Raw genomic sequence first — 18,265 nt, 5'->3', positions numbered from 1 at the left:
GTTAAATATAATAATGCACCTTTATTTTTAAAAATAAAGGTGCATTTTACTTAATCTTAGAAATGATATTCTAGACTATTTTGTTATATATTTATATTTTCGGTTAATGAGGAAGAATGAGATAAGATTAAGTGATTTGAATTCTAATTTAAGGTATTATAATTACGGATATGATTATGAATGCTTTCAAGGTAGAATATACCTTTTGATTCATTTGCTAATTCAACCTCGTGATTAAACTCAAGATTATCGAAACGTTTAAAGAACGCTTCGTACGTATCAACAGAGATTTCTGTACGATGGTTTAATAAATTTTTATGGCCTTCGATGTCAAGTGCATCTCGATAGCCTTCTACTATTTTACCACTGAAGAATTCACCAACTGAGCCTGATCCATAGCTGAATAAGCCAATTGTATCCCCAGCATTGAGTTCATGATGCGTTTCTAGTAATGAAATTAAACTTAGATATAATGAACCAGTATAGATATTACCAACATAACGATTGTAATAAGTCGCTGCATCATACCCTGATGTTAATCGTTCTTTGGTTTGTTCATCGATATCATCTGTTAAAATTGAATCAAGTGCTTTTTTACCCATTTTTGTAAAAGGCACGTGGAAACATAAGGATTTAAAATAATCTAGTGAAATATGATGTCTACGCGCATACTCGTTCCAACTTTCTTGGAATGAATGAATATAAGCATCTTTTGATAACGCGCCGTCTACAAGTGGGTATGATTGACCACTTGGGCGCCAGAAATCATATACATCTTCAGTAAATGCTACAGCATCATCATTTAGTTCAAGAATGCGTGGATTTTGTGTTATCATCATAGCAACTGCGCCTGCACCTTGAGTTGGCTCGCCGCCAGATTCTAAACCATAACGTGCAGTATCACTAGCAATGACTAAAACTTTTTCATCAGGGCGGTTTGCTAAGTAATCTTTTGCGAGTTGAATAGCAGGTGTTGCAGCATAGCATGCTTCTTTCATTTCAATACAACGCGCAAAAGGTTGAATACCTAATAGATTATGTATTTGAACTGCTGAAGCCTTAGCAGAATCGATAGCAGATTCAGTTGCAACAATAACCATGCTGATTTGTTTCTTATCATCTTCTGTAATAATATCTTTGGCAGCATTTGCACCCATAGATACAATATCTTGACTCATAGGACTCACTGCCATTTCATTTTGGCCAATACCAATAAGGAATTTATTTGGATCAACTTGTCGAGATTCAGCAAGTTTAGCCATGTCTACATAAAAACTTGGAACATAAAAATTGATTTGATCAATACCAACTGTCATAAAGCATAACGACACCTTTCTTTATATAAATAAGCAACTGTATCATACCAAATGATACGTATAAAATACAATAATTTATAACACGTGATAAAGGAGACGAACAATGAAAAAAATAGCAATTGTAAGTGCCAAACGTACACCAATCGGGAGATTTAGAGGGAAATTAAGCAATTATACCGCAGTAGAATTAGGCACAAAAACACTGGAGGCTGCTATGTCAGCAATTAATATTAAACCAGAAATGATAGAGCAAGTGATTTATGGCAATGTATTGCAAAGTGGGAGTGGTCAAAATCCTGCCCGTCAAATAGCAATCCATTCTGGTGTTCCAAATACAACTCCAGCTATGACAATTAATGAAGTGTGTGGGTCTGGCTTGAAATCTATTATTTTAGGAAAGCAATTAATCCAATTAGGTGAAGCTAAAGTAATAGCTGTAGGTGGCGTAGAAAGCATGACAAACGCGCCTAAGTTAGTACTTAATGAAGACGAAGCCCCTGTAGATAGTTTTATGCACGATGGCCTTACTGATGCATTTTTAAACGTGCCTATGGGTATTACAGCCGAAAAAATTGCTGAAAAGTACAATGTATCACGTGAAGCACAAGACCATTTTGCTAATGAATCTCAACAAAAAGCACAACAAGCGTCAGCAGCAGGTAAATTTAATAATGAAATCGTTCCGTTAGAAGATGTAAATGGAGAAATGATGACTACGGATGAAGGTATTCGCGGAAATAGTAGCGTTGAGAAATTAAGTACATTAAAAACGATATTTAAAGAAGATGGTACCGTAACAGGTGGTAATGCGTCTAGTATTAACGATGGCGCATCAACTATCATTTTAATGGATGCTGACTATGCGAAACAAGAAGGCTATGATATTTTAGCTATAGTTGGTGCGCATGCCGAAATCGGGTGTGATCCTGAGTATATGGGCTATGCGCCATATCATGCTGTGACAAAATTATTAGATAAAACAGATAAAGTCATTGATGACTTTGATGTAGTAGAAATGACAGAAGCTTTCGCAGCGCAAAGTATTCCTGTAAGAGACCATTTAGGTATATCTGAGGATAAGTTAAATTTATATGGTGGGGCGATTGCATTAGGTCATCCTATTGGTGCAAGCGGTACTCGCTTAGTCACAACTTTAGTTAATATTTTAGCTCAAGAAGATAAACAATCGGGCGTAGCAACTGCCTGTATCGGTGGCGGTTTAGGCATTGCAATCCAAATTGAAAAGGAGAATAACTAATGGATCCATTAGGCAAGACATTTCGTCATTTGTCCAGAACAGAAAAGTTAGAGGAATTAGTAATTAAAGGATGGTTATCTGAAGAAAATAAAAGTGTGTTACTCAATAACCCTTTAATTTCAGAAGAGATTGCGAATAGTCTTATAGAAAATGTCATTGGTCAAGGGACATTACCTGTAGGTTTATTACCTGAAATCAAAGTAGACGATAAATCATATGTTGTGCCAATGATGGTCGAAGAACCTTCAGTAGTTGCAGCAGCCAGTTATGGTGCAAAGCTTGTAAATCAAACTGGGGGCTTTAAAGTTGTTTCTAGTGAGCGTTTAATGATTGGGCAAATTGTATTTGATGGTGTGTTAGATACTGCAGTTTTAGAACAACGTCTTCAACAACTTGAACCACAAATGAAACGTATTGCGGATGAAGTATATCCTTCAATAATTGAGCGTGGCGGTGGTTTTCGTAAAATTGAAATAGATACATTCCCCGAGGAAGGCTTATTGTCATTAAAAGTTTACGTAGATACAAAAGATGCAATGGGCGCAAATATGTTGAATACCATTTTAGAAGGGATAACAGCATATTTAAAAAATGAATTAGAACATGTTGATATATTGATGAGCATTTTATCTAATCATGCAACTGCATCTGTCGTTAAAGTACAGGGAGAAATCACAGTTGATGCATTGTCAAAAGGTGGGCGTGATGGTCAAGATGTAGCCAAAAGAATGGAACGTGCATCTGTATTGGCTCAAGTTGATATTCACCGTGCAGCCACACATAATAAAGGTGTGATGAATGGCATTCACGCTGTAGTGTTGGCGACAGGTAATGATACTCGTGGGGCTGAAGCCACAGCGCATGCATATGCAAGTAAAGACGGTCAATATCGTGGCCTAGCTACGTGGCATTATAATGAAGAAAAACAAGTGCTTGTAGGGACAATTGAAGTGCCTATGACATTGGCTACTGTAGGCGGTGGCACCAAAGTATTACCAATCGCAAAAGCGTCTTTAGAATTAATGAAGGTTGATTCTGCGCAAGAATTAGGTCACGTCGTTGCTGCCGTGGGGTTAGCACAAAATTTTGCGGCATGTCGTGCATTGGTTTCTGAAGGTATTCAACAAGGCCATATGAGTTTACAATATAAATCATTAGCAATTGTAGTAGGTGCGCAAGGTGAAGAAATTGCTCAAGTAGCAGAACGCTTAAAAACACAAGATCGTGCAAATACAGCCGTTGCACAACAATTGTTAGAAGAATTAAGATTGCAAAAACAATAATATTAAAATAACCCCTGAATGATTTTGATGTGTGCCCCAAAAGTTGGACTGAAAATCTAACTTTTAGGGGCTTTTTGCATATAAGTAAATTAGATAGTAAATTTTAAAGTAATTGATTTATTTGAAACTTTGTATACCATATAATTAAAATATGAAGAAATTAAAAAAAGGGGAAATGATTAATGATAAATAATAAATTACCTTCATTATTATATACGGGGAACGCTAAAAGTGAGGTGCCTATCCTTGCTCATGAACAAGGGATACAAACTATTACGGCAGAACCATGGTTAGAAATTTCTGATAAGGGATTACAACTCGAAGGACTCTGCTTTGACAGAAATGGAGACTTGTTCCTTTGCGAAGTTTTTGGGGGAACTATTTTTCATGTAGCCCTGCCTGATAAAAAAATAACTCGATTATTAAAGTCACATAAAGAAAATCCAGCAGCCGTTAAAATACATAAAGATGGACGTTTATTTGTCTGTTATTTAGGTGATTTTGATTGTTCAGGTGGTATTTACGCTGTTGATGCAAATGGCAATAAGATTCAAGAAATTGTATCAGATATTGAAACAGAATATTGTGTGGACGATTTAGTATTTGATCGTAAAGGCGGGTTTTATTTTACGGATTTCAGAGGTTATTCTACAAATCCTAAAGGTGGCGTGTATTATGTTTCACCAGACTTTCAATCTATTACACCTGTTATACAAAACTTAGCGGTTGCCAATGGTGTAGCACTTAGTACGGATGAAAAAACATTGTGGGTAACAGAAACGAATACGAACCGATTACATCGTATTGATTTATTAGAAGACGGTGTGACCATCGCACCATTTGGAGCGTCTATACCTTATCATTTCACAGGGCATGAAGGTCCTGATTCGTGTTGTATAGATAGTGATGATAATTTATATGTTGCAATGTATGGTCAAGGAAGAGTGCTAGTATTTAATAAGAGAGGTTATCCAATAGGGCAAATATTGATTCCAGGAAGGGATCAAGGTCATATGCTTCGTTCAACGCATCCTGCATTTATTCCAGGAACAGATCAACTGATTATTTGTTCAAATGATATTGAAAATGATGGTGGCTCTTGGGTTTATACAGTAAAAGGATTCGCTAAAGGACACCATAGCTACCAATTTCATTAAACACAATCAAACTTTAAAATATTTACCTGTAATGAGCAGTCATTTGATATTGCTTAGTTACAGGTTTTTTTATTTTAAAAAATTTTCAAAAAAAGTAAATTTTAATATATAAGACAACGTCAGTGTATGGTAGTACTTTAGGGGATCAGGTAAGAATAGATGTAATAAATAAGTACGTTGTAATTAAAAAATTTCATGGTATTTTGATGTAATAGTAAAATATTTAAGGTAAAATTTATGAAAAAGTTATAAATACACGATTGAAAGCGTATTCATTTTTAAGTATGATATTAATTAACAAAGGGAGGTGTTCGTTATTTTTACGCGAAAAAATAAGAATGACGAAGATAACGTAAATACGAAGAAGCCATTAGGTGTGACATCTGCAGTAATTACCTTATCAATTATGATTATTACTATGTTATTTACAGTGGCTGTATTAGAAAAAGAACCTCATATTCCATTAATGATAGGAACTGCAGTCGCAATTATAATGACAATGATGCATGGCTATGAATTTCGTGAAGTAGAAGAAATGATGTATAAAGGCATACGGCATGCGTTACCAGCTATTGTAATCATTATACTTGTAGGTTTAGTAATTGGTTCATGGATTGGCAGTGGTGTTGTGGCGACAATGATTTATTATGGTTTACAATTAATAGATCCACGTTATTTTTTAGCAGTTGTGGTCATTTTATGTAGTGTTGTCGCATTAGCTATTGGCAGTAGCTGGTCCACAATGGCAACTGTTGGTGTTGCGTCAATGGGCATCGGTATTAGCATGGGCATTTCTCCAGGCATGGTTGCTGGCGCAGTTATTTGTGGTGCTTATTTTGGTGATAAAATGAGTCCACTGTCTGATACAACAAATCTTGCTTCAGGTTTATCAGGCGTTGAATTATTCGAGCATATTAAGCATATGTTTTACACGACGATACCAGCTGTAATCATTGCGTTAATCGCTTTTTTCTTTATGGGTATGCAATATGGCAATAAAAACTTTGATACAAAAAGAATTGATGCAATCCTTAACACAATGCAAGATAACTTTGTCATAACACCTTGGTTATTATTAATACCTTTAATAGTAATCGTCCTAGTCATATTTAAAGTGCCAGCGATACCCGCCATTTGTGTTGGTATTATATTTGGTTTCTTTGCTCAAATATTTGTACAAGGTGGATCGATAACAGAAGCATTAACAGCTTTACAAACAGGTTATACGATCGAATCAGGAAACAAACTTGTAGATGAACTATTTAATCGTGGTGGATTAGAATCGATGTTTTATACTATATCACTGACTTTAGTAGCGATGACTTTTGGTGGTGTGCTCGAATACTCAGGCATGCTATCAGCATTGATTTCACTGATTTTAAGAGTAGCGCAAACTACTGGTTCATTAATTGCATCTGTCATTATATCTTGTATTGGGACTAACTTTACGTGCTCAGAACAATACATATCTATTATTGTACCGTCAAGAATGTACGCTAATGCTTTTAAAGAAAAGAATTTACATCCTAAAAACCTATCGAGGGCACTCGAAGATGGTGGCACGTTAACGTCCGTATTTGTACCCTGGAATACGTGTGGTGTGTTTATAGCATCAACACTAGGCGTATCTGTAATGGAATACGCACCGTTTGCGATTGTTAATTATACGGTACCAATTATTTCAGTTATCTTTGGTTATGTTGGCTTTAAAATAATTAAATTAAAAGAAATAGATAAAGAAGACTCAGATAATGCAAACTTGGCTTAAAACTTAACATGATAAGCTAAGATGTGGTTGAGTATTAGAAGTGTATCGTTAATTACAAAAAATTCAAGGTAAATCAAAAAAGGTGATTGTTATTTTTATTTCAATAGTAGAAACTAGACATTTATAGTTTAATGATGAAGCTTAAAACGATAAATAACAGTAATGAACGCCATAACAAATGATTTATTGTGTTAACCTAAGTTATCTACAATGATAACTTAGCACGTCAATTTCTTTTTATGATATCTGTGAATTAAAAAGATTGAAAAATTAGAATTTAGCCGTATACTAGAATGTACAAATTGAAGTTAGGTATAGAGGAGCACGCATATGGATATTAAGCATATGAAATATTTTGTTGAGGTTGTAAACCAGCATGGTATGACGAACGCTTCTAAATCTTTATATATTGCACAACCAACGATTAGTAAAGCGATTAAAGATATAGAAAAAGAATTAAATATGCCGTTATTTGATCGAAGTAATCGTCAACTTGTGCTAACGGATGCTGGAATGGTTTTTTATCAAAAATGTAAAGAAATATTAGCGCTATATAAAGATTTACCTAGAGAAATCAATAGTTTAGTTGGCTTAGAAACAGGACATATTAGCATCGGTTTATCTGCTGTCATGAATATGAATAAATTTATTCATATATTAGGTGAGTTCCATCAACAATATCCTAATGTCACTTATAATTTAGTTGAAAATGGTGGCAAAATGATTGAGCATCAATTGATTAATGATGAAATAGATATTGGTATTACAACGTTGCCAGTCGACCAATCTATTTTTCATTCGTTGCCATTATATCAAGAAGAGTTAAAATTGGTTTTGAATCAAGAGCATCATTTAGCTAATTACCAGAAAGTGAAAATGGCCATGCTAAAAGATGAAGATTTTATACTATTTAATGAAGATTTCTATTTAAACGATAAAATAATTGAAGCAGCAAAAAATGCTGGTTATATCCCTAATACAGTATCAAAAATTTCACAATGGAACTTTATTGAAAACTTGTTAAACGCACATTTAGGTGTGAGTATTTTACCTGAAAATATTGTGAATTTATTGGATAGTAATTTTAAAAATATAACACTTGAAGATCCTGGCATGCGCTGGGAATTAGGCGTGATTTGGAAGAGGGACAAATATTTAAGTTATGCAACTAGGCAATGGATAGATTTTATGAAGCAACGACTATAATATATAGACAAGCGAGAAACCAAACAAGCCGCTTTATTAAAGTAGATATTTTGTTGCATGAAAAAGGTATATACAAATGAGGTTAATCATTACTGTTTGATTATAGCGTTTTTTACAGTAATTTAGTTAACTTGTGGGAGTCGGAACGGGAATCCAATTAAAGCTATTTGGTCCCGTGCTGCTCCCGTTATTTTTTAGATATAAGCATTCATTTATAAATAGTTCATAACGTAAATAATTGTGATAGATATGGCTATTTCTAGATAAAGTATAGACTTACATAATATGTAAAAACGTTTCCATAGATAAAAGTAATAGCTAGTATAAAAAAACAATATTTTTATTATAAATTGTGGCGCGTTATACTAATAATGTAATCAATAAAATAGTTATATAAAAGTACGAAGTGAATAAAACAATAAAGGAACAAAGGATGATGAGTATTGCAGGTAGCATTAAAGATAGTCAAAATTATGTTTCAAGCGTTAATTATTATGGGTATTACTTTTATTGGTAATAAGATTCAAATGATTTTCCATATTCCAATTGCAGGTAGTATTGTTGGATTGATTTTATATTTTTTGTTACTTCAATTTAAAATAATTCCAACAAAATGGGTAGAAGAAGGTTCTAAATTTTTCTTAGCAACAATGGTATTTTTCTTTGTCCCATCTGTAGTAGGTGTTATGGATGTTGCGTCTATGATTAATCTCAATTTTATTTTATTCTTTATTATGATTGTAATAGGCACGTGTTGCGTTGCTTTAATCTCAGGGTACATTGCTGAAAAAATGGTTAAAACTGAGCAATACGGGAATGGTCAAAATTAGATGACATTTCTAAAAGCAATAATAATGATTGTATTAACAGTTTGTATGTACGTTGGAGCAAAAAAATTACAGTTTAAATATAGAAGCCCATTTTTAAATCCAGCACTAGTGTCATCCATTGGGATTATTATTGTACTATTAATATTTAATATAGATTATCAGCAATATATGATTGGCGGTAAATGGATTCACTATTTATTAAATTGTACAGTGGTCGCTTTGGCATATCCGCTGTATCAAAACCGTCATAAAATATTAGCTAATGGAAAAATCATATTTAGTAGCGTTATTGCAGCTGTGATATTGAATTTCGTATTTGTATACGTCATTTTGAAAACATTTGGCTATTCAAAAGAAGTCATTGTTACGATGCTACCAAGATCAATTACGGCGGCAGTTGGTATTCAAGTATCACATCAAATGGGAGGTGTGGATGCAATTGCTGTGTTGTTTATTATAGCTACTGGTTTAATAGGTAGTATTCTAGGCGCGTATTTGATTAAATTTGGAAGGTTTAAAACATCAATTGCCAAGGGGTTAACATTTGGCAACGCATCGCATGCATTTGGTACAGCACAAGCGCTTGATATTGATTTAGAAGCAGGTGCTTTTAGTTCAATTGGTATGATTTTGACAGCGTTATTGAGTTCAATTGTACTGCCTATACTCATGATCTTTTTATACTAAGTATAAACCTAGCAATGATTAAAAATATTAACTATTTTATGTAATGAAAAATTAAATCGCTAAAATTCGGAAGGAGCAATTTTTACAATGGCAAAAATTAAAGCAAATGAGGCATTAGTAAAAGCATTACAAGCATGGGATATAGATCACTTATATGGTATTCCTGGTGATTCAATAGATGCAGTAGTGGATAGATTAAGAACAGAAAGAAATAATATAGAATTTATTAATGTGCGTCATGAAGAAGTTGCTAGTTTAGCTGCTGCAGGGTATACAAAATTAACAGGTAAAATCGGTGTTGCACTCAGTATTGGTGGCCCAGGGGTGATTCACTTATTAAATGGTATGTATGATGCAAAAATGGATAACGTGCCGCAATTAATTCTAGCAGGGCAAACAGATAGTACAGCATTAGGCACAAAAGCATTCCAAGAAACGAATATTAATAAAATGGTTGATGACGTAGCTGTGTATAAACACCAAGTATCTGAAGATGATAAAGATATATTTGGTATTGTAAATGAAGCAATCCGTACAGCTTATGAGAAAAAAGGTGTAGCCGTTTTAATCTTGCCTAATAATTTATTAACACGTAAAGTAAAAGATACTACAGACCAAAAAGTAGACACTGCACCACCTGCACGCGTAGCGCCTAAACCACGCAGTATTAAAAAAGCGGCTAAGTTAATTAATAAAAGTAAAAAACCAGTTGTGCTACTTGGTACTGGTGCAAAACATGCCAAAGATGAAGTACGTGAATTTATAGAAGCATTCAAAATACCAACAATCTTAACGTTACCAGCGAAAACGATTCTGCCAGATGCGCACCCTTATAATTTAGGTAACCTAGGTAAAATTGGTACTAAAACTTCATATCAAGCAATTCAAAACGCAGATTTATTAATCATGGTAGGTACTAACTATCCGTATTTAGATTATCTACCTAAGAAAAACATCAAAGCTATACAAATTGATACAAATTCAGAAAATATAGGACATCGTTTTGATATAAATGTGGGTATTCTAGGTGATAGTAAACTCGCATTACAACAATTAACTGATTCAGCTAAACATGTAGCTAACCGCGATTTCTTAAATAAAATATTAGAAAGAAAAGCTACATGGGACGCTTGGATGGCTGAAGACATGGCTAATGACAGCAAACCAATTAGACCAGAACGTTTAATGGGTGCAATTAATAAAGTTAGAACTGATGATGCTATATTTGCTATAGATGTTGGAACAGCGACTGTATGGTCTACGCGTTATCTAAACTTAACAGTAAATAATAAATTTATTATCTCAAGTTGGTTAGGTACAATGGGCTGTGCTTTACCTACAGCATTAGCAGCAAAACGTGAATATCCAAATCGTCAAGTTGTTGGTATTATTGGTGATGGCGCGTTTGATATGGTTATGCAAGATTTTGCTACCGCAGTGCAATATGATTTACCAATGACATTATTTGTATTAAACAATGAACAACTTTCATTCATTAAATATGAACAACAAGCTGCAGGTGAATTAGAATATGCCATTGACTTCACTGATATTGATTTAGAAAAATTTGCTGAAAGCTTTGGTGGCGTAGGATACACACTTAAAGATCCAAACAGAATTGATGAAGTTGTCGAATCAGCTATGGCTGAAGATAGACCAACAATTGTTAATGTTTATGTAGATGAAACCGCAGCGCCATTACCAGGTAAAATTGTAAATGAAGAAGCAATGAATTATGGTAAATGGGCATTTAGATCTATTACAGAAGATAAAAAATTAGACTTAGATGAATTACCTCCAATTTCTACAGCTGTTAAACGTTTCTTCTAAATAAGTAGATAATGTAGACAGAGTGGCAGAGACAATATATTATGCTCAATGACTTCGCGTCTTGTTAAAATCTCAAAGTATAAACGTTGAAGTGGTTATAAAACAATTAGAGACCCAACTGGGTCTCTTTTTTATATCAAAGATATTTAAGTTAAGAGTGATACATGAATCAAGTTCATACATAAGTGCGGTAAACGTTAAAAGAATTATGAGCTTTAGCTCATGTAAAGCGCATGCGTAAGTGCTCCCAAAGCAATAACTAAAAGCGTAACGCTTTAGAATTAATTTTTTATTTACATTTTTAGTCTAGTTGTCTACTGCTTATATAGTATTAGGAGCAAGACATCATAAGATATTTTGGTTCCTTTTATTATTGATTTATTTTATAAGTTAGTTTGTTCTATGAAATAAGGATATAATTTGAAAATTGATTGAAAATTCAGCTTAATACCTATAAAGTATAATATTATAGATATAAGTAATTATATTGAAATGATGGATTCATTCGTTGAAGTTTGGGTTAATTTTTCAAATATATGAAACGCCAAGTGAGGGGTAATTTGAGATGTTCAAATCTTTATTTAAAAATTTAAAATTTAAAACACCACATACATATGGACTATTACTATTCATTATAGTAGTAGCAAGTTTACTTACATATATCATACCGGCAGGAGAATATGCACGCGAAAAAAAAGATGGACAAACGCTTGTTGTATCAGGCTCATATCAAGAAGTATCACAGCAAGGTGTCTCATTTTTTGATATTTTTCGTGCGATACCAGAAGGGCTAATCAGCGGTGGCGAAATTGTATTTTACATTTTTTTAGTCGGCGGTGCGTTTGGTATTGTACATAAAACAGGCGCCTTTGAAAATGGTGTGAACAAAGCTATGAATGTATTAGGTTCATACAAAGCGTTAATGATTCCATTGACGATGACAATATTTTCAATATTAGGATTTTCTATCGGATTAGCAGAAGAAACAATCATATTCGTACCTATTGGTATTATTATTGCTAGAACTTTAGGTTACGATGCGATGACCGGCGCAGCAATGGTTATATTAGGCGCCTCCAGTGGCTTTATAGGAGGCATGCTAAATCCTTTTACAGTGGGCGTAGCTCAATCTGTTGCGGAATTAACTTTATTCTCAGGTTGGGGTTTGCGTTCTGTTATTTATGTTTTTATTTTGTTAGCAGCTGTTACAACTGTTATGTTATATGCGCGTAAAGTTAAGCATGATTCAAGCAAAAGTATTGTGTATGAATTAGAGCAAACTGAAAGCCAGTCAGGAAAAGCAATAGAAACGCCTCGCTTTACGAAGCGTCAAGGCATAGGATTGTTACTTATTGTTGCAGCGATAGTGTTAAATGTATATGGCATTTTCACTTATGGTTGGTCGTTTAATGAAATGAGCGCAAACTTCTTATTGGCAGGCTTACTTGCAGGCGTAATAGGCGGTTTAGGTATTAATGGCACGTTTGAAGCGATGATAGAAGGTATGAAGGATATTCTATTTGGCGCGATGATTGTCGGCTTTGCTAAAGGTATTATTTATATTTTAGAAAATGGTCACATTATCGATACGATTGTACACGGGATGACCACGTTACTTGCTGATGTTCCTTCGTCAATGGTTATTATCACTATGTTTGTTTTACAATTCTTTTTAAACTTCTTTATTCCATCCGGTTCAGGACAAGCATTAACGACTATGCCATTAATGGTACCTATCTCTGATTTACTGAATATCAATAGACAAATCACGGTACTTGCCTTTCAATATGGAGACGCGATTAGCAATGTATTATTCCCGACATCTGCCATCTTGATGGGTGCATTAGCGGTAGGGAAAATAACTTATACACAATGGCTTAAATTTGCTTGGAAGTTAATTGTTGTTTGGGTAGTTATTTGCTGTATCGGCATGTCTATTGCATTAATGATTGGTTATTAAATGTAACATATCCAATGATAACTTATTAGAAACAAATTATAGGCGAACACGTTGTTAAAAGTTAAATGATATAAATAAAAGATTTTATTTGTAAATCAATTTATGACTTTCATAATAGCATTAAGTCAATCTTATGCGGAGCGGCAATTGGAAATCAACGATTTTTGATTTCTAAGTCGCTCTTATTTTTTAAGTTATCAATCATTAAAAAGTTGAAATATTCAGAAATTACAAATATGATAATAAATAAGACGTTATTAAAGAAGGTGAATCTATGCATTACAGACCATCTATAACAATTTTGCCGAAAGTCACACTAGTACCACCGGATCTTCAAATGGCGAAAGCGTTATTTCAAACAATACAAGAAAACTTTTCACATTTATCTAGATTTTTAGATTTTATAACGGAAGACATGACAGTAGATGAAGAAAAATCATATTTAAAAATGATGATTCAACATCAAGCTGAACAAAAAGGACAACTATTTTTAATTTATTACGAAGATACACTCATTGGTACAATTGATTTACATAAAATAGATACTAAAAATAGTAAAGCAGAAGTTGGTTACTGGATTGCTAAAGGTTATACTGGTAAACGAATCACTACAGCAAGCGTTAAATTTATTTGTGGTTATGCATTTCACCACCTAGGGTTAAATAAACTAACAATTGTTGCTGACGTTAGAAATTTGGCAAGTAATAAAGTAGCCAGAAACGCCGGATTTCATTTTGTCGCGACGGATGTTCAAGATATATATGACGGCAAACATTACCGAGATATGAATCGGTATAGGTTATTGAAAGATGATTTTGATTTATCTCAAGATCACTAAAATCATATATATTTATGAAAGATATTTTAAATCGCTATCATTGTTGGTTATATAAGGTTGTTTTTAAATAAGTAATCTTTATATTAAATGACATATGAAAATGAAGTAAGCAGCAATGTATAAAGGAGGCTTTAAGTTTTGATAACAAGAGGAATTAACCATATTGGTTTAACTGTTCCAGATATTGAAAAGGCAACGTCTTTCTTTAAAGAAGCTTTAGATGGTCAGGTTGCTTATGACAGCCAAACTAGGATGGATGATCCTAGAGGTGGAGAATTTGTTGAACACGTCTTAGGACTAGAACATGGAGCCAAAATTATTAAAAAAAGAATGATGGTGTTTAATCATGGGCCGAATATAGAGATGTTTGAATTTGTGCGTGCAACACAAAACAACGCAGATACATTACAAGATATTGGCTTTACGCACATCTCATTTTATGTAGATGATTTTGAAGCGGCATTTAGAAGCATAAAGCAAGCTGGTGGTCAACCATTATCAAGACCGCATAGTAATACGAAGTACGAAGATACTGAAGATAACCGCACAGTATATGTTAGAGCACCATGGGGAAGTTTAATCGAGTTACAGACGATACCTAACGGTTATTATTATCCATCAGATAGTGAATCAACAGTATTTATACCAAGACCATGAATAATGTAGATAAAGGAGGAAATGATATGTTACAAAGAAAATTAAACGTGGCCAATTTAAGTACACCTATTCAAAAATTAGAAACATTAAGCCAAACATTAGGTAAAGATATATATATTAAAAGAGACGATTATACTGGAACTGAAATATCAGGTAATAAAGTGAGAAAGCTAGAATATACCATACAATACGTGTTAGATAATGGTTATGATACGATTATTACTACGGGCGCCATTACCTCTAATCATGCTAGAGCAACAGCAGCTTTGTGCGCTAAATACAATATTGAATGTCATCTTGTTTTAAGAGGAGCGCTAAAAGCATTTGAAGGGAATTTATTCTTAGATGCTATGTTAGGTGCGCATATACATGTGATTGATGAACATCAGTCTCGGGAAAAAGCGATGGAACGATTAAGTAAAGATTTAGAAAGTGAAAATAAAACGCCTTTTATAGTACCAAGCGGTGCATCAGATTGGATTGGCGCTCATGGCTATATCAATGCTTTTGAAGAAATTGTAAAGCAAGCAGATGAATTAAATGTTCAATTTGATTCTATCAATCTAGCTGTCGGTTCTGGGGGCACATATGCAGGTTTGTGGTATGGAAAGTATATACATAATTTATCAACTCAAATTATTGGATATGCTGTCAATGAGAGTGCGTCTATTTTCAAAAATAAGGTGATTGAAATCATTAATGAATTAGATGAAGATATAACAACATTTGATACGCTATCGATTAATGATCAATACATCGGATTAGGATACGCTCAAGCAACAGATGAAGAGTTACAATTTTATATTGATATCGCACAACAAGAAGGCGTTGTGTTAGATCCAACATATACTGGAAAAGCATTTCGTGGTTTAGTAGAAGAAATCAAACAAGGAAAGTATGACGATCAAAAAGCGATTTTATTTATTCATACAGGTGGTCTACAAGGTTACACTGAAGAAACTAGAGCACGTATCCAACGTTTACTCCCGACTTTTAATAAAGATTTATAAACGACTGGAAAGATAGCTGATTGAAATATGCCACCTGCAGTTTAGAGCATAAATATTGCTAATTCTAGTGCATATGATTCATAATATAAAACACTTTATATTTAAGGAGGGTATTCTAAATGACTCAAATATTAACTTCAATTGATGAATACCAATCATTTATTGAGCAAAATCCACTCGCAGTAGTCCACGTAATGAGAGATAATTGCAGTGTTTGTCATGCAGTTTTGCCCCAAATAGAAGATTTAGTACGTGGATTTCCTGGCGTGCCATTAGGTGTAATTAATCAAAGCAAAGTAGAAGCAATAGCAGGTGAATTATCTATTTTCACTGTACCGGTAGATTTGATTTTTTTAAATGGTAAAGAAATGCATCGTCAAGGCAGATTTATTGATATGCAACAAATAGAACATCAATTAACAATGATGTACGAAAGTTTAAAAACATAAGACTATAAATTAAATAAATATGCACGTAACGCACTTAGACATCCTGTTATTCGCTTACTATTGTAAAAGTAATAATAGGATGTTTCAATTTATGCTAAAACTATTGAGTGAAAATGAATAGTTCGAAATAAAAACGGGTTAAATTAAATTATAAGTGTCATCTATAATAAAAATATTGTATGATAAGATTAATCTATAGAGTCAAAGGGGGAGTATTTATGCGCATAGAAAGAATTTGCCCAGATGAAGCAGAAGCGCTGTATACTTGTATGAAAAAGATTGATCAAGAAACACAATATATGCTCTATTTACCGGATGAAAGAAGTTTTAATAAAGAAAAATTAATAGAAGATATTAAGCAAAATTTTTATATCGGTGTAAAAACAGAAACAAATGACATTGTTGGTTATTTATCAGTGCACATTAGTAGATTAGCTAAAATAAAACACATAGGTTATATCTTAACGGGTGTAATTAATGAAATGCATCATCAAGGTTTGGCGACTAAGATGTTTCAAGAAACGATAAAATGGGCAGAACGTAAAGGGTTAAGACGGTTAGAGTTAACTGTAATAACAACGAACACGCCAGCAGTAAAATTTTATGAAAAATTGGGTTTTAAAATTGAAGGCATTAAACACGAATCTATTTTTATGGATGATCATTATTATGATGAATTATATATGTCCATGATGATTAATCAAGCATCTTTATTAGATTCAACTATAGGATGAAACTGCGTCATGATAAATGTGGTTTTGTATGTAGAGCATTTATAACTCGTGTATTTCATACATACTAATATAATTTAGGATAAACACTTTACTAAAAAATAAAGTGATTTATAAATAGGATGCATTAAATTTTTACTGGCAGCAGATAGCAAATTTGAAATCTATTTATATCCGTTTTTTCTAGTTATGAATACCAAGTAAAGCGATGCATGTCATTGTTATTATGAAATAAAACTTCTGTCTTGCTCTCAGATAATGATATATTGGAGGTCATATGAGATGTTAAAAAAAATAGCTACTATTACAAGTATGGGTGTGGCTACTTCATATTTGTACGCTGAAATTGTAGAAAAACGTAGTTATAAAAGTTTTTTATATGAAATGCTGCTTAGAGTTACGAAGATGAAGCGTGCATTTGAAAAGGCAACATACGCACAAGAAGCACTTGAGGCAGTTAAGCATCAAACTCAAGGTAAATATGAAGGAACAGATTATCATTTTGAAAATACAGTTTATACAAAAATGATACAAAATGTCACAACTTATGTGGTAAATGATAAAGAAGATAATCAACAAAGATCATTAATCTATGTTCATGGCGGCGCTTGGTTCCAAAATCCACTTAAATACCATTTTGAATATATAGATAAACTCGCTACGGCTTTTAATGCTAAAGTCATCATGCCTATCTATCCAAAAATACCGCATGCCACATATAAAGAAACATTTGAATTATTAGAAGCTATATATCGAAACGAATTGGAACAAAAAGTGAATGCACAAAAACTTACTATTATAGGTGATTCTGCAGGCGGTCAAATAGCATTATCATTTGCGCAGTATTTAAAAACGGTTAACTTAACACAACCAAGTGATATTGTGCTGATTTCACCTGTATTAGACGGCACTTTAAGCCATCCTGAAGCACGTGTGTATGAAAAGATTGATCCAATGCTAGGAATTGAGGGGAGTAAATATTTAATTAATTTGTGGGCTGATAAATTACCTTTAACAGATTGGAGAGTTTCACCAATTTACGGAGATTTCAATGGTCTAGGGCGCATTACGATTTCCATTGGAACGAAAGAGACACTTTATCCCGATGCTGTAAAATTATCTCAAATGTTAAATGAACAAGGTGTTCAGCATTCGTTTATTCCTGGATATCAGTTGTTTCACATTCACCCTATTTTTCCTATTCCTGAAAGAGAACAATTGATTCATAAATTAAAAGAAATTATAGATTAAATTTTAAACTTTATTTTACAGCGATGAAATTACA

The 18,265-nt window shown here is 33.4% G+C and carries 16 protein-coding genes; 15 read left to right on the top strand and 1 reads right to left on the bottom strand.

Going from position 1 to position 18,265, the window contains the following annotated elements; translation table 11 throughout:
- Window positions 1–143: 143 nt before the first annotated feature.
- Complete coding sequence (locus IEU88_RS01890; protein WP_096808379.1) at window positions 144–1,316, bottom strand: hydroxymethylglutaryl-CoA synthase; 1,173 nt, start codon at window positions 1,314–1,316, stop codon at window positions 144–146.
- Between the two features lie 103 nt (window positions 1,317–1,419).
- On the opposite strand from IEU88_RS01890, the gene IEU88_RS01885 reads away from it, so the two are divergent.
- The 15 genes from IEU88_RS01885 (at window position 1,420) to IEU88_RS01815 (ending at window position 18,231) form a co-directional block, all read left to right on the top strand.
- On the top strand, window positions 1,420–2,574 hold the full coding sequence (locus IEU88_RS01885) for a thiolase family protein (protein WP_103373436.1): 1,155 nt from the start codon (window positions 1,420–1,422) through the stop codon (window positions 2,572–2,574).
- The gene (locus IEU88_RS01880) at window positions 2,574–3,857 is read left to right on the top strand and encodes a hydroxymethylglutaryl-CoA reductase, degradative (RefSeq protein WP_103373437.1); all 1,284 of its coding nucleotides are present in this window, start codon (window positions 2,574–2,576) and stop codon (window positions 3,855–3,857) included. The genes IEU88_RS01885 and IEU88_RS01880 overlap by 1 nt, the downstream gene beginning before the upstream one ends.
- Window positions 3,858–4,039: 182 nt before the next feature.
- Entirely contained in the window at window positions 4,040–5,014 is a 975-nt protein-coding gene (locus tag IEU88_RS01875) for an SMP-30/gluconolactonase/LRE family protein (RefSeq protein WP_103373438.1), read from the top strand.
- Between the two features lie 307 nt (window positions 5,015–5,321).
- Window positions 5,322–6,782: a Na+/H+ antiporter NhaC gene (gene nhaC / locus IEU88_RS01870; RefSeq protein WP_103372500.1), complete on the top strand. Its 1,461-nt coding sequence runs from the start codon at window positions 5,322–5,324 to the stop codon at window positions 6,780–6,782.
- A gap of 330 nt (window positions 6,783–7,112) precedes the next feature.
- On the top strand, window positions 7,113–7,988 hold the full coding sequence (cidR, locus tag IEU88_RS01865; RefSeq protein WP_096808384.1) for a cidABC operon transcriptional activator CidR: 876 nt from the start codon (window positions 7,113–7,115) through the stop codon (window positions 7,986–7,988).
- Between the two features lie 443 nt (window positions 7,989–8,431).
- Window positions 8,432–8,818: a CidA/LrgA family protein gene (locus IEU88_RS01860; protein ID WP_096808385.1), complete on the top strand. Its 387-nt coding sequence runs from the start codon at window positions 8,432–8,434 to the stop codon at window positions 8,816–8,818.
- On the top strand, window positions 8,819–9,505 hold the full coding sequence (locus IEU88_RS01855) for an LrgB family protein (protein ID WP_096808386.1): 687 nt from the start codon (window positions 8,819–8,821) through the stop codon (window positions 9,503–9,505).
- Window positions 9,506–9,592: 87 nt separating this feature from the next.
- Window positions 9,593–11,335, top strand: a complete 1,743-nt coding sequence (locus IEU88_RS01850) for a pyruvate oxidase (protein WP_103372501.1) — start codon at window positions 9,593–9,595, stop codon at window positions 11,333–11,335.
- 565 nt (window positions 11,336–11,900) lie between these two features.
- A complete protein-coding gene (locus IEU88_RS01845; protein ID WP_096808388.1) occupies window positions 11,901–13,295 on the top strand; it encodes a YfcC family protein in 1,395 nt (464 codons plus the stop codon).
- A 274-nt stretch (window positions 13,296–13,569) separates the two neighbouring features.
- Window positions 13,570–14,133 (top strand): GNAT family N-acetyltransferase, encoded by a 564-nt coding sequence (locus IEU88_RS01840; protein ID WP_096808389.1) that lies wholly within the window; start codon window positions 13,570–13,572, stop codon window positions 14,131–14,133.
- A 138-nt stretch (window positions 14,134–14,271) separates the two neighbouring features.
- A complete protein-coding gene (locus tag IEU88_RS01835; RefSeq protein WP_103372502.1) occupies window positions 14,272–14,790 on the top strand; it encodes a VOC family protein in 519 nt (172 codons plus the stop codon).
- Window positions 14,791–14,816: 26 nt separating this feature from the next.
- Entirely contained in the window at window positions 14,817–15,800 is a 984-nt protein-coding gene (locus IEU88_RS01830) for a D-cysteine desulfhydrase family protein (protein WP_103372503.1), read from the top strand.
- Between the two features lie 119 nt (window positions 15,801–15,919).
- Window positions 15,920–16,249, top strand: coding sequence for a thioredoxin family protein (locus IEU88_RS01825; protein ID WP_096808392.1), 330 nt, complete (start codon window positions 15,920–15,922; stop codon window positions 16,247–16,249).
- A gap of 218 nt (window positions 16,250–16,467) precedes the next feature.
- Window positions 16,468–16,983: a GNAT family N-acetyltransferase gene (locus tag IEU88_RS01820; protein WP_096808393.1), complete on the top strand. Its 516-nt coding sequence runs from the start codon at window positions 16,468–16,470 to the stop codon at window positions 16,981–16,983.
- 279 nt (window positions 16,984–17,262) lie between these two features.
- A complete protein-coding gene (locus tag IEU88_RS01815; RefSeq protein WP_103372504.1) occupies window positions 17,263–18,231 on the top strand; it encodes an alpha/beta hydrolase fold domain-containing protein in 969 nt (322 codons plus the stop codon).
- Window positions 18,232–18,265 lie beyond the last annotated feature (34 nt).

The organism is Staphylococcus nepalensis, from assembly GCF_014635045.1.
Lineage (GTDB): Bacteria > Bacillota > Bacilli > Staphylococcales > Staphylococcaceae > Staphylococcus > Staphylococcus nepalensis.
Note: the sequence above shows the minus strand (reverse complement) of the source record. Positions and strands in the feature narration are given on the sequence as shown.

Excerpts from the sequence above, each read along its gene's own strand:
- IEU88_RS01875 (WP_103373438.1), top strand. The coding sequence starts at position 4,040 with ATGATAAATAATAAATTACCTTCATTATTATATACGGGGAACGCTAAA.
- IEU88_RS01850 (WP_103372501.1), top strand. The coding sequence starts at position 9,593 with ATGGCAAAAATTAAAGCAAATGAGGCATTAGTAAAAGCATTACAAGCA.
- IEU88_RS01825 (WP_096808392.1), top strand. The coding sequence starts at position 15,920 with ATGACTCAAATATTAACTTCAATTGATGAATACCAATCATTTATTGAG.
- IEU88_RS01820 (WP_096808393.1), top strand. The coding sequence starts at position 16,468 with ATGCGCATAGAAAGAATTTGCCCAGATGAAGCAGAAGCGCTGTATACT.
- IEU88_RS01885 (WP_103373436.1), top strand. The coding sequence starts at position 1,420 with ATGAAAAAAATAGCAATTGTAAGTGCCAAACGTACACCAATCGGGAGA.
- IEU88_RS01845 (WP_096808388.1), top strand. The coding sequence starts at position 11,901 with ATGTTCAAATCTTTATTTAAAAATTTAAAATTTAAAACACCACATACA.
- IEU88_RS01815 (WP_103372504.1), top strand. The coding sequence starts at position 17,263 with ATGTTAAAAAAAATAGCTACTATTACAAGTATGGGTGTGGCTACTTCA.
- IEU88_RS01830 (WP_103372503.1), top strand. The coding sequence starts at position 14,817 with ATGTTACAAAGAAAATTAAACGTGGCCAATTTAAGTACACCTATTCAA.
- IEU88_RS01890 (WP_096808379.1), bottom strand. The coding sequence starts at position 1,316 with ATGACAGTTGGTATTGATCAAATCAATTTTTATGTTCCAAGTTTTTAT.
- IEU88_RS01880 (WP_103373437.1), top strand. The coding sequence starts at position 2,574 with ATGGATCCATTAGGCAAGACATTTCGTCATTTGTCCAGAACAGAAAAG.
- IEU88_RS01840 (WP_096808389.1), top strand. The coding sequence starts at position 13,570 with ATGCATTACAGACCATCTATAACAATTTTGCCGAAAGTCACACTAGTA.
- IEU88_RS01855 (WP_096808386.1), top strand. The coding sequence starts at position 8,819 with ATGACATTTCTAAAAGCAATAATAATGATTGTATTAACAGTTTGTATG.
- cidR (WP_096808384.1), top strand. The coding sequence starts at position 7,113 with ATGGATATTAAGCATATGAAATATTTTGTTGAGGTTGTAAACCAGCAT.